General features: G+C 62.3%; 14 protein-coding genes. 9 read left to right on the top strand and 5 right to left on the bottom strand.

What is annotated here, in order from left to right; genetic code table 11:
* Window positions 1–21: 21 nt before the first annotated feature.
* On the top strand, window positions 22–2,595 hold the full coding sequence (locus FHS06_RS00515; protein ID WP_310734771.1) for a circularly permuted type 2 ATP-grasp protein: 2,574 nt from the start codon (window positions 22–24) through the stop codon (window positions 2,593–2,595).
* A complete protein-coding gene (locus FHS06_RS14260; RefSeq protein ID WP_167044007.1) occupies window positions 2,592–3,485 on the top strand; it encodes a transglutaminase family protein in 894 nt (297 codons plus the stop codon). The genes FHS06_RS00515 and FHS06_RS14260 overlap by 4 nt, the downstream gene beginning before the upstream one ends.
* A gap of 243 nt (window positions 3,486–3,728) precedes the next feature.
* On the opposite strand, the gene FHS06_RS00505 is transcribed toward FHS06_RS14260, so the two are convergent.
* Complete coding sequence (locus FHS06_RS00505; RefSeq protein WP_167044004.1) at window positions 3,729–5,168, bottom strand: HNH endonuclease signature motif containing protein; 1,440 nt, start codon at window positions 5,166–5,168, stop codon at window positions 3,729–3,731.
* A 279-nt stretch (window positions 5,169–5,447) separates the two neighbouring features.
* On the bottom strand, window positions 5,448–6,377 hold the full coding sequence (locus FHS06_RS00500; protein WP_167044001.1) for an NADP-dependent oxidoreductase: 930 nt from the start codon (window positions 6,375–6,377) through the stop codon (window positions 5,448–5,450).
* A gap of 92 nt (window positions 6,378–6,469) precedes the next feature.
* On the opposite strand from FHS06_RS00500, the gene FHS06_RS00495 reads away from it, so the two are divergent.
* The 3 genes from FHS06_RS00495 to FHS06_RS00485 all read left to right on the top strand — a co-directional run bounded on the left by FHS06_RS00495 (window position 6,470) and on the right by FHS06_RS00485 (window position 8,910).
* The gene (locus FHS06_RS00495; protein ID WP_167043999.1) at window positions 6,470–6,964 is read left to right on the top strand and encodes a MarR family winged helix-turn-helix transcriptional regulator; all 495 of its coding nucleotides are present in this window, start codon (window positions 6,470–6,472) and stop codon (window positions 6,962–6,964) included.
* 136 nt (window positions 6,965–7,100) lie between these two features.
* The gene (locus FHS06_RS00490) at window positions 7,101–8,177 is read left to right on the top strand and encodes an alkene reductase (RefSeq protein ID WP_167043996.1); all 1,077 of its coding nucleotides are present in this window, start codon (window positions 7,101–7,103) and stop codon (window positions 8,175–8,177) included.
* A 58-nt stretch (window positions 8,178–8,235) separates the two neighbouring features.
* Complete coding sequence (locus tag FHS06_RS00485; protein WP_167043993.1) at window positions 8,236–8,910, top strand: SDR family NAD(P)-dependent oxidoreductase; 675 nt, start codon at window positions 8,236–8,238, stop codon at window positions 8,908–8,910.
* A gap of 31 nt (window positions 8,911–8,941) precedes the next feature.
* Here the strand turns inward: FHS06_RS00485 and FHS06_RS00480 are convergent, their stop codons facing one another.
* Entirely contained in the window at window positions 8,942–9,391 is a 450-nt protein-coding gene (locus tag FHS06_RS00480; RefSeq protein ID WP_167043990.1) for an SRPBCC family protein, read from the bottom strand.
* 168 nt (window positions 9,392–9,559) lie between these two features.
* Between FHS06_RS00480 and FHS06_RS00475 the strand changes: the two genes are divergently transcribed.
* Genes FHS06_RS00475 through FHS06_RS00460 form a run of 4 tightly spaced genes read left to right on the top strand, consistent with a single transcriptional unit; the run spans window position 9,560 to window position 12,521 of the window.
* Window positions 9,560–10,078: a hypothetical protein gene (locus FHS06_RS00475; protein WP_182486467.1), complete on the top strand. Its 519-nt coding sequence runs from the start codon at window positions 9,560–9,562 to the stop codon at window positions 10,076–10,078.
* 48 nt (window positions 10,079–10,126) lie between these two features.
* On the top strand, window positions 10,127–10,726 hold the full coding sequence (locus FHS06_RS00470) for a copper resistance CopC family protein (protein WP_243845228.1): 600 nt from the start codon (window positions 10,127–10,129) through the stop codon (window positions 10,724–10,726).
* Window positions 10,727–10,737: 11 nt separating this feature from the next.
* Complete coding sequence (locus FHS06_RS00465) at window positions 10,738–11,295, top strand: copper chaperone PCu(A)C (RefSeq protein ID WP_167043987.1); 558 nt, start codon at window positions 10,738–10,740, stop codon at window positions 11,293–11,295.
* Window positions 11,295–12,521, top strand: coding sequence for a Dyp-type peroxidase (locus FHS06_RS00460; protein ID WP_167043984.1), 1,227 nt, complete (start codon window positions 11,295–11,297; stop codon window positions 12,519–12,521). Before FHS06_RS00465 ends, FHS06_RS00460 begins: the two co-directional genes overlap by 1 nt.
* 177 nt (window positions 12,522–12,698) lie before the next feature.
* Here the strand turns inward: FHS06_RS00460 and FHS06_RS00455 are convergent, their stop codons facing one another.
* Window positions 12,699–13,574, bottom strand: a complete 876-nt coding sequence (locus tag FHS06_RS00455; RefSeq protein ID WP_167043981.1) for a DUF1295 domain-containing protein — start codon at window positions 13,572–13,574, stop codon at window positions 12,699–12,701.
* Window positions 13,575–13,592: 18 nt separating this feature from the next.
* Window positions 13,593–15,431, bottom strand: coding sequence for an AMP-dependent synthetase/ligase (locus tag FHS06_RS00450; RefSeq protein ID WP_167043978.1), 1,839 nt, complete (start codon window positions 15,429–15,431; stop codon window positions 13,593–13,595).
* Between the last annotated feature and the right edge of the window lie 300 nt (window positions 15,432–15,731).

Below are 15,731 nucleotides of genomic sequence, written 5' to 3'. Positions count from 1 at the left end.
GCCGCCCGAGTGCCTGCGCACGTGCCAGAGTGGTTCCGTGCCAATGTTCTTGAGCGGATGCCAGCGCGCATGAGTCTTATTCGTGACTATGCCGCGTCTTTAGCGTCGCAGACGCTCCCGATGCCGGGGAATGAACCCGGCGAGCTGCGGTTCGATGAGGTTGTCGCACCCGACGGCACTCTGCGGCCTTCGTGGAAAGCGATGGCCGAGGTAGCGTTCGACCTCACCGCCGAAGAACTGCACCGCATCGAAGACGAGATCGCTTCACTGCTGGCCGACGACGGCGTGACGTACGAGCATCCTGAAGCTGGATCGTTGCCGTGGAACCTAGACCCGATGCCTCTGGTGTTGGATGCCGCAACCTGGTCACGTCTCGAAGTCGGGCTCGCGCAGCGAGCTGAGTTGTTGAGCGCGCTCCTGAGCGATATTTACGGGGATCAGCGGATGCTCTCGGAAGGCATCATCCCGTCCCCTGTCATCTTCGGGCATTCCGGATTCTTGCGGCCGCTCGTGCGGCCGGAGTTTCCCGATCCGCACCCATTGATCATCTCGGGCGCAGATCTTGGGCGAGACGCCGAAGGGGAATGGCGTGTGCTCGCTGATCGCGTGCAGGCGCCCTCGGGCCTCGGCTTTGCGATGGAAAATCGTCGTGTCATCTCCCGTGTGCTGCCTGATATGTATCGCGAAGCAGGCTTGCACCGTATGGAGCCCTACTTCTCGGCACTTCGGTCGACGCTTCTTCAGTCCGCTCCCGCTGACGTCGCGGATCCGCGGGTTGTCGTGCTTTCTCCCGGAACACACTCGGAGACGGCCTACGACCAGGCGTTCCTTGCGAACGTGATGGGCTTCCCGCTTGTACAGGGGAGTGACCTGATCGTGCGTGACGGTTGGGTATGGATGAAACCCGCGGGCTACCCGCGCCGGGCTCCCGAAGAACGCGTCGATGTGATTCTCCGCCGAGTGGATGCCGAGTGGTGTGATCCGCTGCAGTTGCGGTCGGGTTCGCAGCTTGGCGTCGCAGGTCTCGTCGAGGTGGTCGCGCGTGGTCGCGTACAGCTCGTGAACGGTCTCGGAGCGGGAGTGCTGGAGAACCCGGCGCTGATGCCGTTTTTGCCAGCAGTGAGCGAGCGACTCTTGGGTGAGCAACTGCGGTTGCCGTCGGTTGATGCGTGGTGGTGCGGTGAGCCAGAAGGGCTTGAACGCACGTTGGCTGATGCTGGATCGCCGACTCTCAACATCCGCGAACTCGACGGCAGGACTGCGACGCTTGCCGACGCGTCGGCGGATGATCTTCGGGCGATGATTCTTGCTGCACCGCACCGGTTCGTGGCTCGCGAGCGCTTGCCGCTGTCACAGATTCCAGCGTGGAGTGCTGCCGAGCGGGCAGGCGGTCGTGCGGTGCCTCGTCAGGTGATGCTGCGTTCATTCACGATTCGAGACGGATCGGTCTATCGGCCGTTGATCGGGGGTCTTGCAACCCTCGCGGCAGACGCGGGCGAAGTGCCCGTGACGAAAGACGTGTGGGTCTTGAAAGGTGCGCCGGAGGATCCGGATCAGGGCCTCGAGATCGCGCCGCCGCGCGAGCTCGCTCTTGCCACGCCGATGTTGGCGCCGCGCGCGCTCGAAGACATGTTCTGGGCTGGGCGCTACGCGGAACGTGCCGAAGACATGCTCCGCCTCGTGATTACGACGCGGGCATATGCGGAAGAACTCGATTATTCGACGAGCGCTGCGGGAGGGCGAGCTGTGAGTGCCCTGCATTCCGCCATTGAGGCGCTTGCCGGTCGCGACTCGGAGAGCTCGGCCGAAGAACTTCGTGCGTTGTTGCTTGAGCGCAAGCGCCCAGGATCGGCAGCGCACTCGCTCGAGGGGCTCCGCGATGCTCTCGAGGGAGTGCGTGACCAGCTGTCGGGTGACACATGGCGTGTCTTCGGCACTGTGGATCGCGCTGCGCGAACGCTCCGTGGATCGCGTCACGCACAACAGATTCCGGATGTTGCGGGGCGGATGCTCACCGGCATCCTGTCGTTGCAGGGTGTGACTGCCAACATGGTGCGCGATCCAGGCTGGCGCATGATCGAGATCGGGCGGTTTGTCGAACGGGCGCTGCAGGTTGTGTCGCTCTTGGCGTCAACCGCCGTGGTGACGGGCGACGCCGACGCTGAGCGGGCAGTATTCGAAGGAACGTTGCGTGCCGCTGAAAGTTCGGTGACTCACCGGCGTCGGAACCGCGGGGTTGTCCGGGTAGCCGGCGCGCTGGAGCTGTTGATCACGGATGTCGAGAACCCGCGGTCGGTGGCGTTCGCGCTGGCGGCGGTGCGTGAGCATGTGGCGGCGCTTCCCGCATCGACCGGGTCGAGCCGCCCGGAGCGACTGCTCGAGGACCTCGAGAACGAGGTCGCAGATATCGATATCTTGACGCTGTCGCAGCAGGTTGACGGCGAGCGAACCCACCTCGCGGAGTTTCTCGAGAGCGTGGGTCTTGAGCTGCGTCAGCTGTCGGACGCAATCGCGCAGCTGCACTTCGAAAGCGATCCGTTGCCGCAGCCGATCTCGTCGCTGTCGCTCATTGAAGAGCGGATGGTGCGGCTGTGAAGTATCGCGTTTCGCATCAGACGATCTACTCGTACGACGACGACGTTCGCAACAGCCTTGGCTTCGCGCACGTGACACCGCGCGTGTTGCCGTGGCAGCACGTGGCCTCCCACGAAGTGAACATCGACCCGGGTGCGAGTCAGCAGCGTCAGCACATCGATACGTATGGCAACACGGCGACCTACTTTCATGTGACGGCACCCCACCGCACGCTGACGATCGCAGCGTCAACGTCGGTGAGTGTTGAGCCGCCGCAGTACGCTGCGGAATCGCTCGCGGCACCGTGGGAAGACTCGCGGCCGCTGGTCTCGCCGTCGACTCCTGGAGCGTGGCAGGCAGCAGACTTCGCTATGGCATCCCCCAAAGTGCAGCAGGTTGCCGCAGCCAGCGATTACGCGGCCGAGTCGCTCATGCCCGGAAGGCCGATCGGTGAGGCTGTTACCGACCTCATGCATCGGATCTACACGGACTTCGACTACGACAGCACCGCCACGACAGTGACAAGTACGGTGCCGGATGTGCTGGAGAAGCGAGCCGGTGTCTGCCAAGACTTTGCACATTTGGCGATCGCTTGTTTGCGTTCGCATCGCGTGGCAGCACGATACGTGAGCGGGTATTTGGCAACGCAGCCGCCGCCCGGCAAAGAGCGAATCGTTGGAGCGGATGCCTCGCACGCCTGGTTGTCGGTGTGGTTGCCGGGCAGCGACCAGTGGCTGGCAATCGACCCGACGAATGACCAGTGGATTGCTGACCGCCACGTCACTGTGGCGTGGGGACGCGACTACGCCGACGTGACGCCGGTGAAGGGCGTGATTTTCACCCAGGCGAAGAAGTCGAAGCTGCGAGTTTCGGTGGATGTCTCACCGCGCGAAGCGCACATGGCGAGCTGATCTGGCGCGGACTGCGCATAGGGGCGCAAATTCGCGCATAAGAAAGGGCCGGTCAGAATGAGTTCTGATCGGCCCTTTGTCCCTTATGCACCAAGAGTGTCCTGCAATCACATGTTGGTCGCCGCCACAGCAAACAACGACCTGACATCACTGTATAACGAAAAGATAACGCAGCACGCGTAGATCGTGCCGTGTGGCGAAGTTTCTTAACAAACCCAAAGATTCACCCCGTGAAACCGTGCCCTAAAACGGTGGCGGATCAGGTGCCGAGTCTGGGTCTGGGTCTGGGTCTGGGTCTGGGTCTGGGTCTGGGTCGGGGATGAATCGGAGCATCGGTGTGGGCGTGTCGATGTAGGCCCGACCGGTCGGGCTGACCCATTTGAGTTTTCCCGAATCGAGTTGGGTCACGCTCCACGTGGTCTGGTGTTTCAACACGTGGTGTCGTCGGCAGAGGTGCGCCAAGTTCGTGTGCACTGTCGCACCTCCCCGCGCGGCATCGATCGTGTCGTCGATATCTGACCGCCACGGTGCCATCCGGCATCCCGGAAACCGGCAGTGCTCATCCCGCACCCGCAAAAACCGTCGCATTTCCGCCGTCGGCCGGTATGTCTCCACCGCAACAACCCCGCCCGATACGGGATCCGTCAACACCCGATCCCAGGTGGCTGTCCGGCCGGCAAGATCCCGCAGGGTGTCGCAATCGGCGGGCCCGTACCCCGCCAGGTCGCCCGCAGCATCCGAAACCCCCGCAAGTGTCATCGCGGGAACGGTGACTTGCACGTGTGCCCGGATCCCCTCGAATGCGTCTTGACCGTGTACGCACGCGTCGCCGGTGAGGAGCAGGTCGAAGAACGCATCCGTGCGTGCTTCATCGATTGTCCGCAACGGTGCACGGTCACTCTCAAGTCCAGTTGTCGTTTCCGCGTCAAAAGCTTTCGCAGCATTGAGGGTTTCGGCATCGGGAGTTTTCGCTGCATTGAGGGTTTTTTCGGCGTCGAGTGTGGTGCGGGCGAACTGACACAACCGGTCGAAGACCCCGTGGACGAGCACCGCAGAACCGATTGCGGAGAGCTCAGCCATCCCATCGTCAAGATCTGTCACCCACACCAGTCGCCCACCCAACGCGTCCCGGTGGCGCTCCGCCAACGATTGCGGGGTGAGCTTCTCGGCAATCGCTTTCGCGATACCGCGCAGTCGCCCCGAGGTTTCCACACGGGCTCGCTCCAGAACGAGGTCTTCGTATTGTGTGCGCACCGTGGCATCGGTGATCAGCGCACCCTCGCTTGTGATCACGTTTGCGTGCGACCGGCTGATCTCCCCGCTCTGCAACGCCCGGTGTGTGGAGGGAAAATCTTCGACGAGGGTCAACGCCGAGGTGAACTGGGCCTGCACGGTCCGGTCGCTCACGCGCAACGCCGCAGCCACTTCTGCTGTCACCTCTCGCATGGGCAATTCCGCAGTCCCGGAGTGCGAGCTGCCGCGGGCAAGATCAACGGTCGCCGCCATGAGTGTTGCCTCAAGCGCCTGATACGCCGCAACCGCACGCCGCGCATGCGCAAGACCATCGATCATCACGTTCAGAGCCTGCAGATCAACACCCGTCACCGACACCGAGGCCGATGCCGATGCCTCGGCGCGGCCATAGCCGTCCGGTGCAGGATCGTTGAGAGGTTCGATGCTCATACCGAAAGCATGACACCAACCTCCGACATTACTTCGAGATCAGCAACCGAGGCCAGAACATGCAGAAGGGCCGGTCGGAGAGGCTTCCGGCCGGCCCTTGTCCCTTTGCACCAAGAGTGTCCTGCAATCACATGTGGTCGCCGCCACAGCAAAACAACGACCTGACATCACTGTATAACGAAGAGATAACAGAAGGGAAGCTTTCGCCGTTATCTTTTTGTGATGATTTGGCTGAGCGTTGAATTCGGCTTCCTTTACGACTTCCGGATGAGGGTTGCGTCAGCTGGTGACGACGACTTTGCCGACGACTCGACCAGCGGCTCCCTCGGCATGCAGAGCCGGTAGTTCTTGTAGCGGGATGCGTTTCGTCGCTTCAATGGTGAGCGCACCGTCATCAATGAGAGACACGAGTTCGGCGAGGCGGTCGCGATTCGGGCGCACGAAAACTGTAGCTGCACGCACCCCCCGTTTTTCGTCGCTGGGGGTTGCCAAGAAGGCGGTTGTGCTTACAACGATGCCGCCGTCGCGCACTACTGTCACATAGGCCGCGAACTGTTCCGGGTCGAGCGGTGCCAGGTTGAGGAGCACGTCGATATCTCCATCGATCGCCTCGAGGAGGTTTGTGGTGGTGTGATCAATGACCTGCGTGGCCCCGGCGGCGCGCACGGCGTCGATGCTCCGCGGACTCGCCGTGGCAATCACGTTCACTCCGTGGCGCTCGGCCAGTTGAACAGCGTATTTGCCGACGACGCCACCTGCGCCGACGATCAGTACGCGTTGCCCCGCCTGAAGCTCTCCGTCGTCGAAAAGCGCCTGCCAGGCCGTGAGCGCAACAGAGGGGAGCCCTGCGGCGTCGATAAGAGGAATTGTTTTCGGCGCGGCAACTACGGCATCCGCGGGGGCGATGGCGTACTCGGCGGCGCCGCCATTTTCTTCCATCGGAAGAAAAGCGATGACCTCATCACCGATCTTCACACCAGAGACATCATTGCCGATTGCGTCGACAGTTCCGGATACGTCGTAACCGGGGATGTGCGGGAGGGAGATCGGGATGGGGAGGAAGCCTGCTCGCATGCCGTTATCGGCGGCGCTGTAAGCCGATGCTGCGATTCGCAATCGCACCTGGCTACTTTCGGGGGTCGGCTTCGCTACGTCGCCGTATTCGAGTACTTCGGGACCACCCACCTTGTGGAACTGAACTGCCTTCATGATCTTTACCTTTCATTAGATGCTTCGAAGTTGAAGCATAGCTGAGAAATTAGCAGTGTTTCGAACTCGAAGCAATGAATAGAATGAAAATCATGACAAAAGAACTCAAATCGCTTTCGCAGGCCCAACTTGCTGCATACTTCGCGTTCACCGAGGTGGGTGCGCTCCTCCGCCCGGCTGTCGAGAAGCAACTCCGCGACGCCGGGGCACTGAGCTACGTCCAGTTCCAACTATTGGCGCGACTCGGCGACACGCCTGAGGGCCACGAGCGCATGACAGATCTCGCCGATGGGATTGTCTACAGTCGGAGCGGTGTCACGTATCAGGCGCAATTGCTCGAGCAGCGCGGACTCATTACGCGCTATCCATCGCCTGACGATGAGCGAAGTACCGTCGTCACGATTACGGACGCTGGACGTGGCATCCTCAGGGCTGTTTTTCCAGGACACATCGCGACTGTGCATGGGCTTCTGTTCTCCCCGCTAACCGAAGAGGATGCTGAGGCTCTCGCTCGAATCCTTGGACGAGTCGGCGAACACCTTCGTGCAGCGCCACCGCGCTCAGCGGGACGCCGTAGAGCCAAGTGAGCGCGCTTTCACCTCGCGTCACGTCGCGCAACGATGCTGCTGAACGCGTCGATCACGCCGCGGTGGGAATGCCAACGCGCTCCTCCGCCTTGTCTCTGGGGTGGGTCACACGACTCGCAGATAGGCGGATTTTCACGTGCAGCTCTTCACTCCTCTCGACCTCGGAGCGTTAACTCTTCCCAACCGCATCGTCATGGCACCCATGACGCGCACTCGCTCCGGTGAAGACGGCGTTCCCGGCGCAATCGTTGCCGAGTACTACGCGCAGCGCGCGGGCGCTGGTCTCATCATCACCGAGGGAGTTTTCACGAGCAGTGAATCTCGCGCCTACCCGGGGCAGCCTGGAATCGTGACGAATGCCCAGCAACAGGGGTGGGCAGATGTCGCTGCCGCGGTGCACGCCGAGGGCGGTCGCGTCTTCATGCAGCTGATGCACGGCGGACGCGTTGCCCACATGAAGATCACCGACACTGACCGCATCGTTGCTCCTTCCGCGATTGCGATCAACGGTGAGGTGCGTCTGGCCGATGGATCACGCACGCCATTCCCCACACCTCACGCGCTCACGACTGACGAACTCGCCGAAGTGCGCGCAGAGTTCGTCGAGACGGCTCGTCGTGCGGTCGCAGCTGGCCTTGACGGAGTCGAGATCCACGCGGCAAACGGATACCTCCTGCACGAATTCCTCGCACCGTCCTCTAATCAGCGTACGGACGGTTACGGCGGATCGCCCGACGCACGCGCGAAGTTCGTCATCGAAGTTGCCGAGGCCGTCGTCGCTGAAATCGGCGCTGACCGCGTCGGCATCCGTATCTCTCCCTCGCACAACATCCAAGACATTGTCGAGACCGACCCCGACGATGTGAAGTCGACCTATCTGGCACTGGTTCGAGGCATCCGCCCGTTGGGTCTTTCGTACCTCAGCATTTTGCATGCCGAGCCCGCGGGAGACCTCGTGCAGTCGATACGGCAAGAGTTCGCAGGCGCCTTCGTTGTGAACACCGGATTTGGCGCGATCACGACCCGGGAGGATGCCGAAGCGTTCATCGCCGACGGGATAGCCGACGCTGTCGCGGTGGGGCGCCCACTGATCTCGAACCCCGACTTGGCCGATCGGTGGAAGTCGGGGGCGGAAGAAACTCCGGTCGACCCGGCGACTCTTTACGGCAGCAGCGCCGTGGGATACACGGATTACCCGAAACTCAAGCCCTAGGGAGCAAAAGCGCGGCCGCACTACGGTCGGAAACAACGTTATCAACCCGAGGAGAACTGTGTCTGTTATCGCCATCGTCGGAGCTGGACCCGGACTCGGAGCCGCTGTCGCGCGGCGATTTGGCCGGGAGGGCTTTTCGATCGCTCTCATCTCGAGAGACCAGGAAAAGCTCGACGCGATTGCTGACGAGCTGAGCGCGAAGGGACTCACTGCTCGCGGTTACGCCGCAGACGTGCTCGAGCCCTCCGCACTCGAAGATGCCCTTGCGCGTGCGGCAGCAGAACTGGGCCCTGTCACGGCGCTGCAGTACAGCCCGCTCCCGTCGCGCGACTACCTCAAGCCCGTGCTCGACCTCACGCCAGAGCTCGCGCTCGAAGCGTTGAGCTTCTCAGCGCTCGGGCTTATCCACGCGGCACAGACCGTGCTCCCCCGAATGCGGGATGCCGGCGAGGGCAGCATCATTTTGATCAACGGTGGAACATCGGTCAAGGCGCGGGCAGGTTTTGCGGGCACATCGGTCGCGTTTCCGGCCGAGAGCGCTTATGGCGAGATGCTTCATGACGCGCTGAAAGATGAAGGCATCCGTGTTGCGCAGCTCGTGATCCCGGGAGGCATTCCGAAGCTGCAGCTTCCGAACGGCATCGATGATGTCGCTGACCGCATCTGGCAGCTGCATGCCGAGGCTGGTGACTTCCGCACGATGCTCATCCCGCTCGAAGACGGCCGCGAGTAGCAGCGCTGGCGGGTAAATGCGCAGCGGGCCCCTACCTCGACTCAAGGTGTGCGAGCAGATGAGCGTTCCGCTGGCTAATGAGCCGCCGCAGGTATGGCACGAGGATCGTGCGTTCGATGAGAGCGCCGAACACGGGGGAGGCCACGGTGAGCGTGTCTCTCATCCGGGTACCGCTCGCAGTCGGTTCGAAAGTATGCACGTGACGGAATGAACCGAATGGGCCACGTACCTGCTCGTCAACAAAGCGTGCCGGACGGTCGAGCGCGGTGATCTTTGTCGTCAGGCGAAACCAGATGCCGAAGTGGCGAGCTCGCCACGTGACGGTCTCGCCGAGACCAATGCTGCCGCTCGTCACACCGGCGACGGCTTGTTCGCCGGATCCTGCCATCGACGCGAGGTGCGCATCGATGTCCAGTGAGATCTCGAAGAGCTCCTCAACAGTCGCCGAGCTCGTCGTCACCACCTCAAATGTGCTCGCCATGGGTCTGATCATCCCATCGTGCGTGCGCATCGGGCGCGCACTGACGTACACAACTGCAACAATGGTTCTGTGCGTTCGTCCAGAGCTCCCCGCCTTCTGCGTGGGTCGATCGCGGCTTCCGTCGCGACATTCGTTGCTCTGCTTTCGCACATCGCAGGAGGCGGGACTATGCCCGGATGGGCTGGAATCGCCGTACCGGGGCTGCTTTCGTTCGTCGTCTGCACATTTCTTGCCGGTCGCGCGCTTTCGCTTGTGCGCATGAGCGTCGCAGTCGCGCTCAGCCAACTGTTCTTCCACACCTTGTTCGTGCTTGGGCTCTTCGCGCCAGGGGTCTCTACCGCGCACCACAACCACGACATGGGCGCGCCCGCAGCCGTCGTGACGGTGAGCACCAGCGACGTGATCACGATGGTTCACGGTGACTCCACCATGTGGGTTTGGCACGCGATCGCTGCCATCGTCACGACCGCAGCTCTCTACCGCGGCGAACGTACGTTTGCTCAGATGCGCGCCCTTGCGGTCGACATCGTACTGTGGGTGCAGCGGCGAGTCGTCGTTGTTCTCGCGCCCCTCGCGCCTCCCGCCACTGTCCGCCAACGTGCGGCCTCGACAGTACCGGTTCTGTTTCAACGCGTTCATCTCGCTGCTGTCCGCAGGCGCGGGCCTCCTCTTGCACACGTGATCTGAATCCGTGTTGTGAGCGCTCGGTCGTCCGGGCGCGAAGAGAGGTTTGTCATGCGCAAAATTCGTACCCTCGCGGCCGGCATGTTGGTAGGTGCTGTGGTGATTCTCGCCACAGCGGTTCCGGCATCCGCTCACGATGAATTGTTAGAAAGCAGTCCGGCGTACCATGCTCAGTTGGATGCCGCGCCCACCGAGATCACGCTGACCTTCTCGGCCGACGTGCTCGAAATGGGTGCGGTCGTGATCGTTGCAGACGAAAACGACACTGACTGGGTGGCGAGTGAACCCGAAATTTCGGGTGAGAGCGTCATCGTCGGTCTGCAAGCTGACATGCCGGATGCCGGTTACGAAGTGCGTTGGCGGGTCGTCTCGTCAGACGGCCACCCAATTTCGGGAGTTATTCCGTTCACGATCGGTGATGCCGCGCCGCTTGTGCGCGCCTCGGCGAGCCCTTCGGAAACGCCAACTCCCGCGGCCACAACAAACATTCAGGTCACTTCAGAAGACGACGGGGCCTTCCGCCCCATCGTTATCGGCGTCATCGGCGCGGCCGCAGCGGTCGCGATCTTTGCCGTCATCCTTTTCTTCCGCCGCCGCGCTCGCGCCGGCGGCACCGACGATGAGCCAGCTGCTCCGTCGGACAAACTTTGAAAGGCACATCTGTGATCACTCGCACCACCACCGCTACCCGCCTCGGACTCTTGCTCGCGGCCGCAGCTCTCGCACTCACCGGTTGCGCGTCAACCGGCGATACTGCAACTGCTGAGTCAGCCGCTCCGGCTGGAGACGTCGTCGCCATTTCGGACGCCTGGGTCAAGGCCGCCGATTCTGGAATGTCGGCAGCATTCGGAGAACTCACCAACGAAGGAACCGCCGACGCCACGATCGTTTCGATTAGCTCCGACGCTTCCACGAGCTTGCAGCTCCACGAAACTGTCGAAAACGACTCGGGCGACATGGTTATGCAAGAAAAAGATGGCGGTTTCGTCATCCCCGCTGGCGGTACCTTCACGCTCGAGCCAGGCGGGAACCACTTCATGCTCATGGATCTCACCGACCCGCTCGTCGCGGGCGACGACGTGAGCTTCACGGTGACGTTCTCGGATGACTCGACCTACGAATTCACGGCCCCCGTGAAGGACTACTCCGGCGCCAACGAGAACTATGAAGACTCCGACATGGACATGGGTACCGACTCCGACATGGACATGGGTAACTAATGGCAGCGCCCGACAAGGGCGCCAAGCGTCGCGCCGGCGCAACCCGGCGGCAGTTCCTCTTCGGAGGTGCTGTCGCCGGCGTCGGCGCGGCCGCAGCTATTGGCGTCGATTACGCACTGAACTCCCCGCAGCCATCGGATGCCGCGGCATCCGCTCCGCTCAATGGCGAAGAGGTCGTACCGTTCTACTCCGCGCACCAGGCCGGCATTGACACCGATGCCCAGTCGCACGCGGCGTTCATCGGACTCGACCTGCTCGCGACTACCGATCGGGATGCGCTCCGCCGAATGATGCGCGTGCTTACCGATGACGCGGCACGTCTCACCGCGGGCGAATCGGCGCTCGCGGACTCAGAGCCTGAACTCGCTGTTGCGCCTGCGCGCCTCACCGTGACGTTCGGGTTCGGGCCAGAGTTCGTTTCTCGCGCACAGGGCACAGCGCCGTCGTGGTTGAAGCCGTTGCCGTCCTTCAGCATCGACCAATTGCAGCCCGAATACGGCGATGGTGATCTGTTGCTGCAGATCGCATCGGATGACGCGCTTACCGTCGCGCACGCAACCCGAATGCTGTTGAAAGACACCCGAAGCTTTGCCACTGTGCGCTGGACCCAGCGTGGGTTTCGCCGCGCATATGGTTCGGTGGCACCAGGCACGACGATGCGGAACCTGTTCGGCCAGGTCGACGGCACGGCCAACCCGAGCCCGGGTACATCGGAGTTTGATCGGGTCGTGTGGAACCAAGAAGGGTGGCTTGCGGGAGGTACCAGCGCCGTCATCCGTCGCACGCAAATGAACCTCGACAAGTGGGACAAACTCGACCGCACCGGTCGCGAACAGTCGGTCGGCAGATATATGTCGAACGGCGCACCGCTCACCGGAAGCGCCGAGCATGACGAGCCCGACTTCGATGCGAAGACATCGATCGGATTCCCGGTGATTCCGGAGTTCTCGCACATGCGGCGAGCACGCAGTGACAACGAGGCTGAGCGCATCTTTCGGCGTGGATACAACTACGACGAACGCCCAGACGATGCCACAGTGTCGAACTCTGGGCTGGTCTTCGTGGCATTCCAAGCCGACGTTGACCGCCAATTCGCGCCGATTCAGCAGCGGCTGTCTGACCTCGACCTGCTGAACGAGTGGACAACTCCGATCGGATCAGCGGTCTTCGCCATTCCGCCCGGCTGCGCCAAGGGCGGCTACATCGGAGAGACTCTGCTCGCCTAGCCGAGGCATCCTGCCCTGTTGTCTGCTGTTCCTTTTCTTCTGTCTTCTCCTGTCTTCTTTTGCCGAAACGCTGCTCATGGCGCTCGACACCCCGCAGACTCGCTGAAAGGCGCGGTGTGTCGGGCGAAAGAGCAGCGTTTCGGCGAGGAGAAGAAGAAAAAGAACAGCGGATGCCGGCTAGGCCCAAAGCCGAGGGATCAGCACGGGGGTACGGCTCTTGTAGTTCTCGTACGCACGCTGTCCGCCCCACCGCTTGTCGGCTTTGGCCTCAAGAAGCGGCACACCACTCACCTTCGTGAGGAGAAGAACGACGAAGATCGGTGAGATCAACGCGACCCACTGCCAGCCGCTCAGCACGGGGGCCGCAACGATCGCGACGCCGACCCACAGCACGATCTCTCCGAAGTAGTTCGGATGCCGTGAGCGTGACCATAGTCCGGAACGAATAAACGAGCCTTCGTTGTCAGGGTCGGCTTTGAACGCCGTCTTTTGCGCATCGGCGATGATCTCAATAGCCAGCCCGAGCGCCCAGATGGCGATACCGACAGCCCCAACCCAACCGATCGGCGCTCCACTGCTGCCATTGCTCATCGCGATCCACGCAGCAGCGGCGGTGAGGCTTACCCATAACCCCTGAAGCACCCACACCTGCAAGAAGCGGATTTTTGAGGTCTTCAGTTCGTCGAATCGATCGTCGGATCCGGACTTATGGATGCGCACAAATAGGAAGCTTCCGAGGCGAATCGCCCAGATTACAACCATCAGGGCGAGGACGACGCCGCGCAGGTCAACACTCGGTGCCATCAGCACGATGCCAATCGAGACGATGATGAACGTGAGGCTGCCAGTGAGGTCGAAAAAGCGCTCTGTTTTGAGCGCAGCTGAGGGCACATAGACCAGCACCTGGATGAGGAACGCCGCAGCTACGGCCAGGGCAAACAGCGGGATACCGGCGACGGTCGCACCGCCCTGGCTGCCGGCGAATGCGACAAGCGCTCCGATCACGACCGCCACGATGACGGTGGCGAGGGAAACGAGTTTTTGCTTATCCATGGGCAAAACTTTCTGGGATTAACGGTAAAGGTCTTCGACAGCGTCAGCACCGCGCTCGAGGATGACTTGACGCTTGATTTTGAGGGTCGGGGTGATGAGCGAACTGTCGCCGAGGTCGGTGGAGATCAGCGTGAATTTGCGCACCTGCTCGCTGCGCGCAACGCGCACGTTTGCGCTGTTTACGACTTCTTGAATGTGGGCACGAAGGCGCGCATCGACCACTCTGGCCAGATCAGCGCCCTGCGGCTCATCGATTGCGAAGCCGGCTGCGAGCGCCCAATCTCGGGTTTCGTCCGGGTCGAGAATGATGAGCGCCGACAGAAAAGATCTGCCCTCGCCGACCATGACCGCGTGCGAGACGAGCGGGCTTTTTTCGACGGACGTTTCCCACGGCATCGGCACTATGGTCTTGCCCCCAGAGGTCACGATGACGTCTTTCACTCGACCTCGAAGAATCAAACGGCCGTCCGCGTCGAGAGCGCCGAGGTCTCCGGTGCGAAAAAATCCATCGACAAAAGCATCATCGTTGTGGCGGGGGTTCCGGTAGCCAGCGAAGACGCCGATACCTCGCGCGAGAATTTCGCCCTCATCGCTGATGCGAATCGTAGAGCCCGGGAGCGGCAGCCCGACTGTGCCCGAACGGATATTCCCGGGTAGGTTGCCAGCGAGTGGCGCCGTGGTCTCGGTGAGGCCGTACCCCTCGATAACGGGCACGCCGATCCCTCGAAAGAACAGCGAAAGTTCGGCTTCGAGCGCGGCACCGCCCGAGAGTATGTAGTCGACACGCCCTCCCATGACTGCGCGCAGGCGCGTGAAGAAGAGGGCGTTGTAGAAGGTGCGGCGAAGCCGCAGGCTGACCGACGCACCCGCGGCATCAGCATTCTCGTGCTGTTCGCTGTAGCTGCCCCACTCGACGGCAGTAGCGGATGCCGCATCCCACACCCGAGTGAGGCCAGCGCCCGCGGCTTTCGCTGACGCCGCGGCGCGGATCTTTTGCAGCACGCGGGGCACGGCCACCAAGAAAGTAGGGCGCAGCACCGACAGGTTCGTGATGACAGCTTTCGGATCCGAGATGTGCGCGATGCGCATCCCACTCGCCAGACAGATCAGCTGCAGGCCCCGGGCCAGCACATGAGCGAGCGGAAGGAAGATGATCGTATTTCCCCCGGAGTGCACGACTTCGCGGTAGGCCGCGGCAATGTTCAGTACCTGCCCGAGAAAGTTGCGGTGAGTGAGAACCGCGCCCTTCGGCTCGCCTGTCGTGCCGGAGGTGTAGACGATCGTAGCCGTGTCATCGAGGCCAGCAGATTGCCGACGGTGCTCGAGGTCGGCGTCGCTGATGTGGTTGCCGCGAGCTGTGAGCTTCGCGAGAGTGCCGGTTTCGCTGCCTGTGGCTGCGGCATCCATCGCCCAGATGCCGAGCGTGCCGGCACCAGTTTCATCGAAGGCTGAGCGCAGCGTCTCGGCCTGGCCGGGAGACCCCGCAACCGCAAGTCGCACGTCGGCATCGGCGACGATGGCCGAGACCTGTACCTGCGACGATGTGTCGTAGATCGGAACGACGACGCCGCCCGCAAACCAAATCGCGAGGTCGGCGACTGCCCACTCGTAGCGGGATGGCGCCATGATGGCGACAGCTTCGCCAGCACCGATGCCGCTCGCGATGAGTCCCTTCGCGAGCGCCCTGACGTCGGCGAGAAACTGCGCGGTCGTCACCTGAGTCCAGAGGCCCGAACTGCTTGCTGGCACGTCGAATGCTGCGTGCTCGGGCGCATCGGCTGCGCGCTGAACCAAAAGGTCGGTCACGTTTTGGTGCGCGTCTACCTCAACGCGAAGCTTCGTGGAGGACTCCTGCATGTGGCTGCTTTCTTGTGCTGTTGCCCGTGTGTGCATCACGGCATCCGGTGTTGCTCTCTGGTGCTTCGGAGCCCCGCGCGAACCGGATGGCGTTCGACCTCTCTACCCGACCCACACCACCCACCGCCCCACACAACCGACCCGACCCACACCACCGACCCGACCCACACCACTGACCCGCACCACACCACTGACCCGACCCACACCACACCACTGACCCGACCCACACCACCTGCCGAAACGCTGCTCTCAGCACAGAACACGCTGGGCTCTGGTGTAAGAGCCCAGCGTGTCGGTACG

This window comes from Microbacterium halimionae (assembly GCF_011761265.1).
GTDB classification, from domain to species: Bacteria; Actinomycetota; Actinomycetes; order Actinomycetales; family Microbacteriaceae; genus Microbacterium; species Microbacterium halimionae.
The sequence above is the reverse complement of the archived record's forward strand: the minus strand, read 5'-3'. Positions and strand labels throughout refer to the sequence as shown.

Excerpts from the sequence above, each read along its gene's own strand:
- FHS06_RS00475 (WP_182486467.1), top strand. The coding sequence starts at position 9,560 with ATGCCCGGATGGGCTGGAATCGCCGTACCGGGGCTGCTTTCGTTCGTC.
- FHS06_RS00500 (WP_167044001.1), bottom strand. The coding sequence starts at position 6,377 with ATGAAGGCAGTTCAGTTCCACAAGGTGGGTGGTCCCGAAGTACTCGAA.
- FHS06_RS00450 (WP_167043978.1), bottom strand. The coding sequence starts at position 15,431 with ATGCAGGAGTCCTCCACGAAGCTTCGCGTTGAGGTAGACGCGCACCAA.
- FHS06_RS00470 (WP_243845228.1), top strand. The coding sequence starts at position 10,127 with ATGCGCAAAATTCGTACCCTCGCGGCCGGCATGTTGGTAGGTGCTGTG.
- FHS06_RS00505 (WP_167044004.1), bottom strand. The coding sequence starts at position 5,168 with ATGAGCATCGAACCTCTCAACGATCCTGCACCGGACGGCTATGGCCGC.
- FHS06_RS00480 (WP_167043990.1), bottom strand. The coding sequence starts at position 9,391 with ATGGCGAGCACATTTGAGGTGGTGACGACGAGCTCGGCGACTGTTGAG.
- FHS06_RS00460 (WP_167043984.1), top strand. The coding sequence starts at position 11,295 with ATGGCAGCGCCCGACAAGGGCGCCAAGCGTCGCGCCGGCGCAACCCGG.
- FHS06_RS00455 (WP_167043981.1), bottom strand. The coding sequence starts at position 13,574 with ATGGATAAGCAAAAACTCGTTTCCCTCGCCACCGTCATCGTGGCGGTC.
- FHS06_RS00495 (WP_167043999.1), top strand. The coding sequence starts at position 6,470 with ATGACAAAAGAACTCAAATCGCTTTCGCAGGCCCAACTTGCTGCATAC.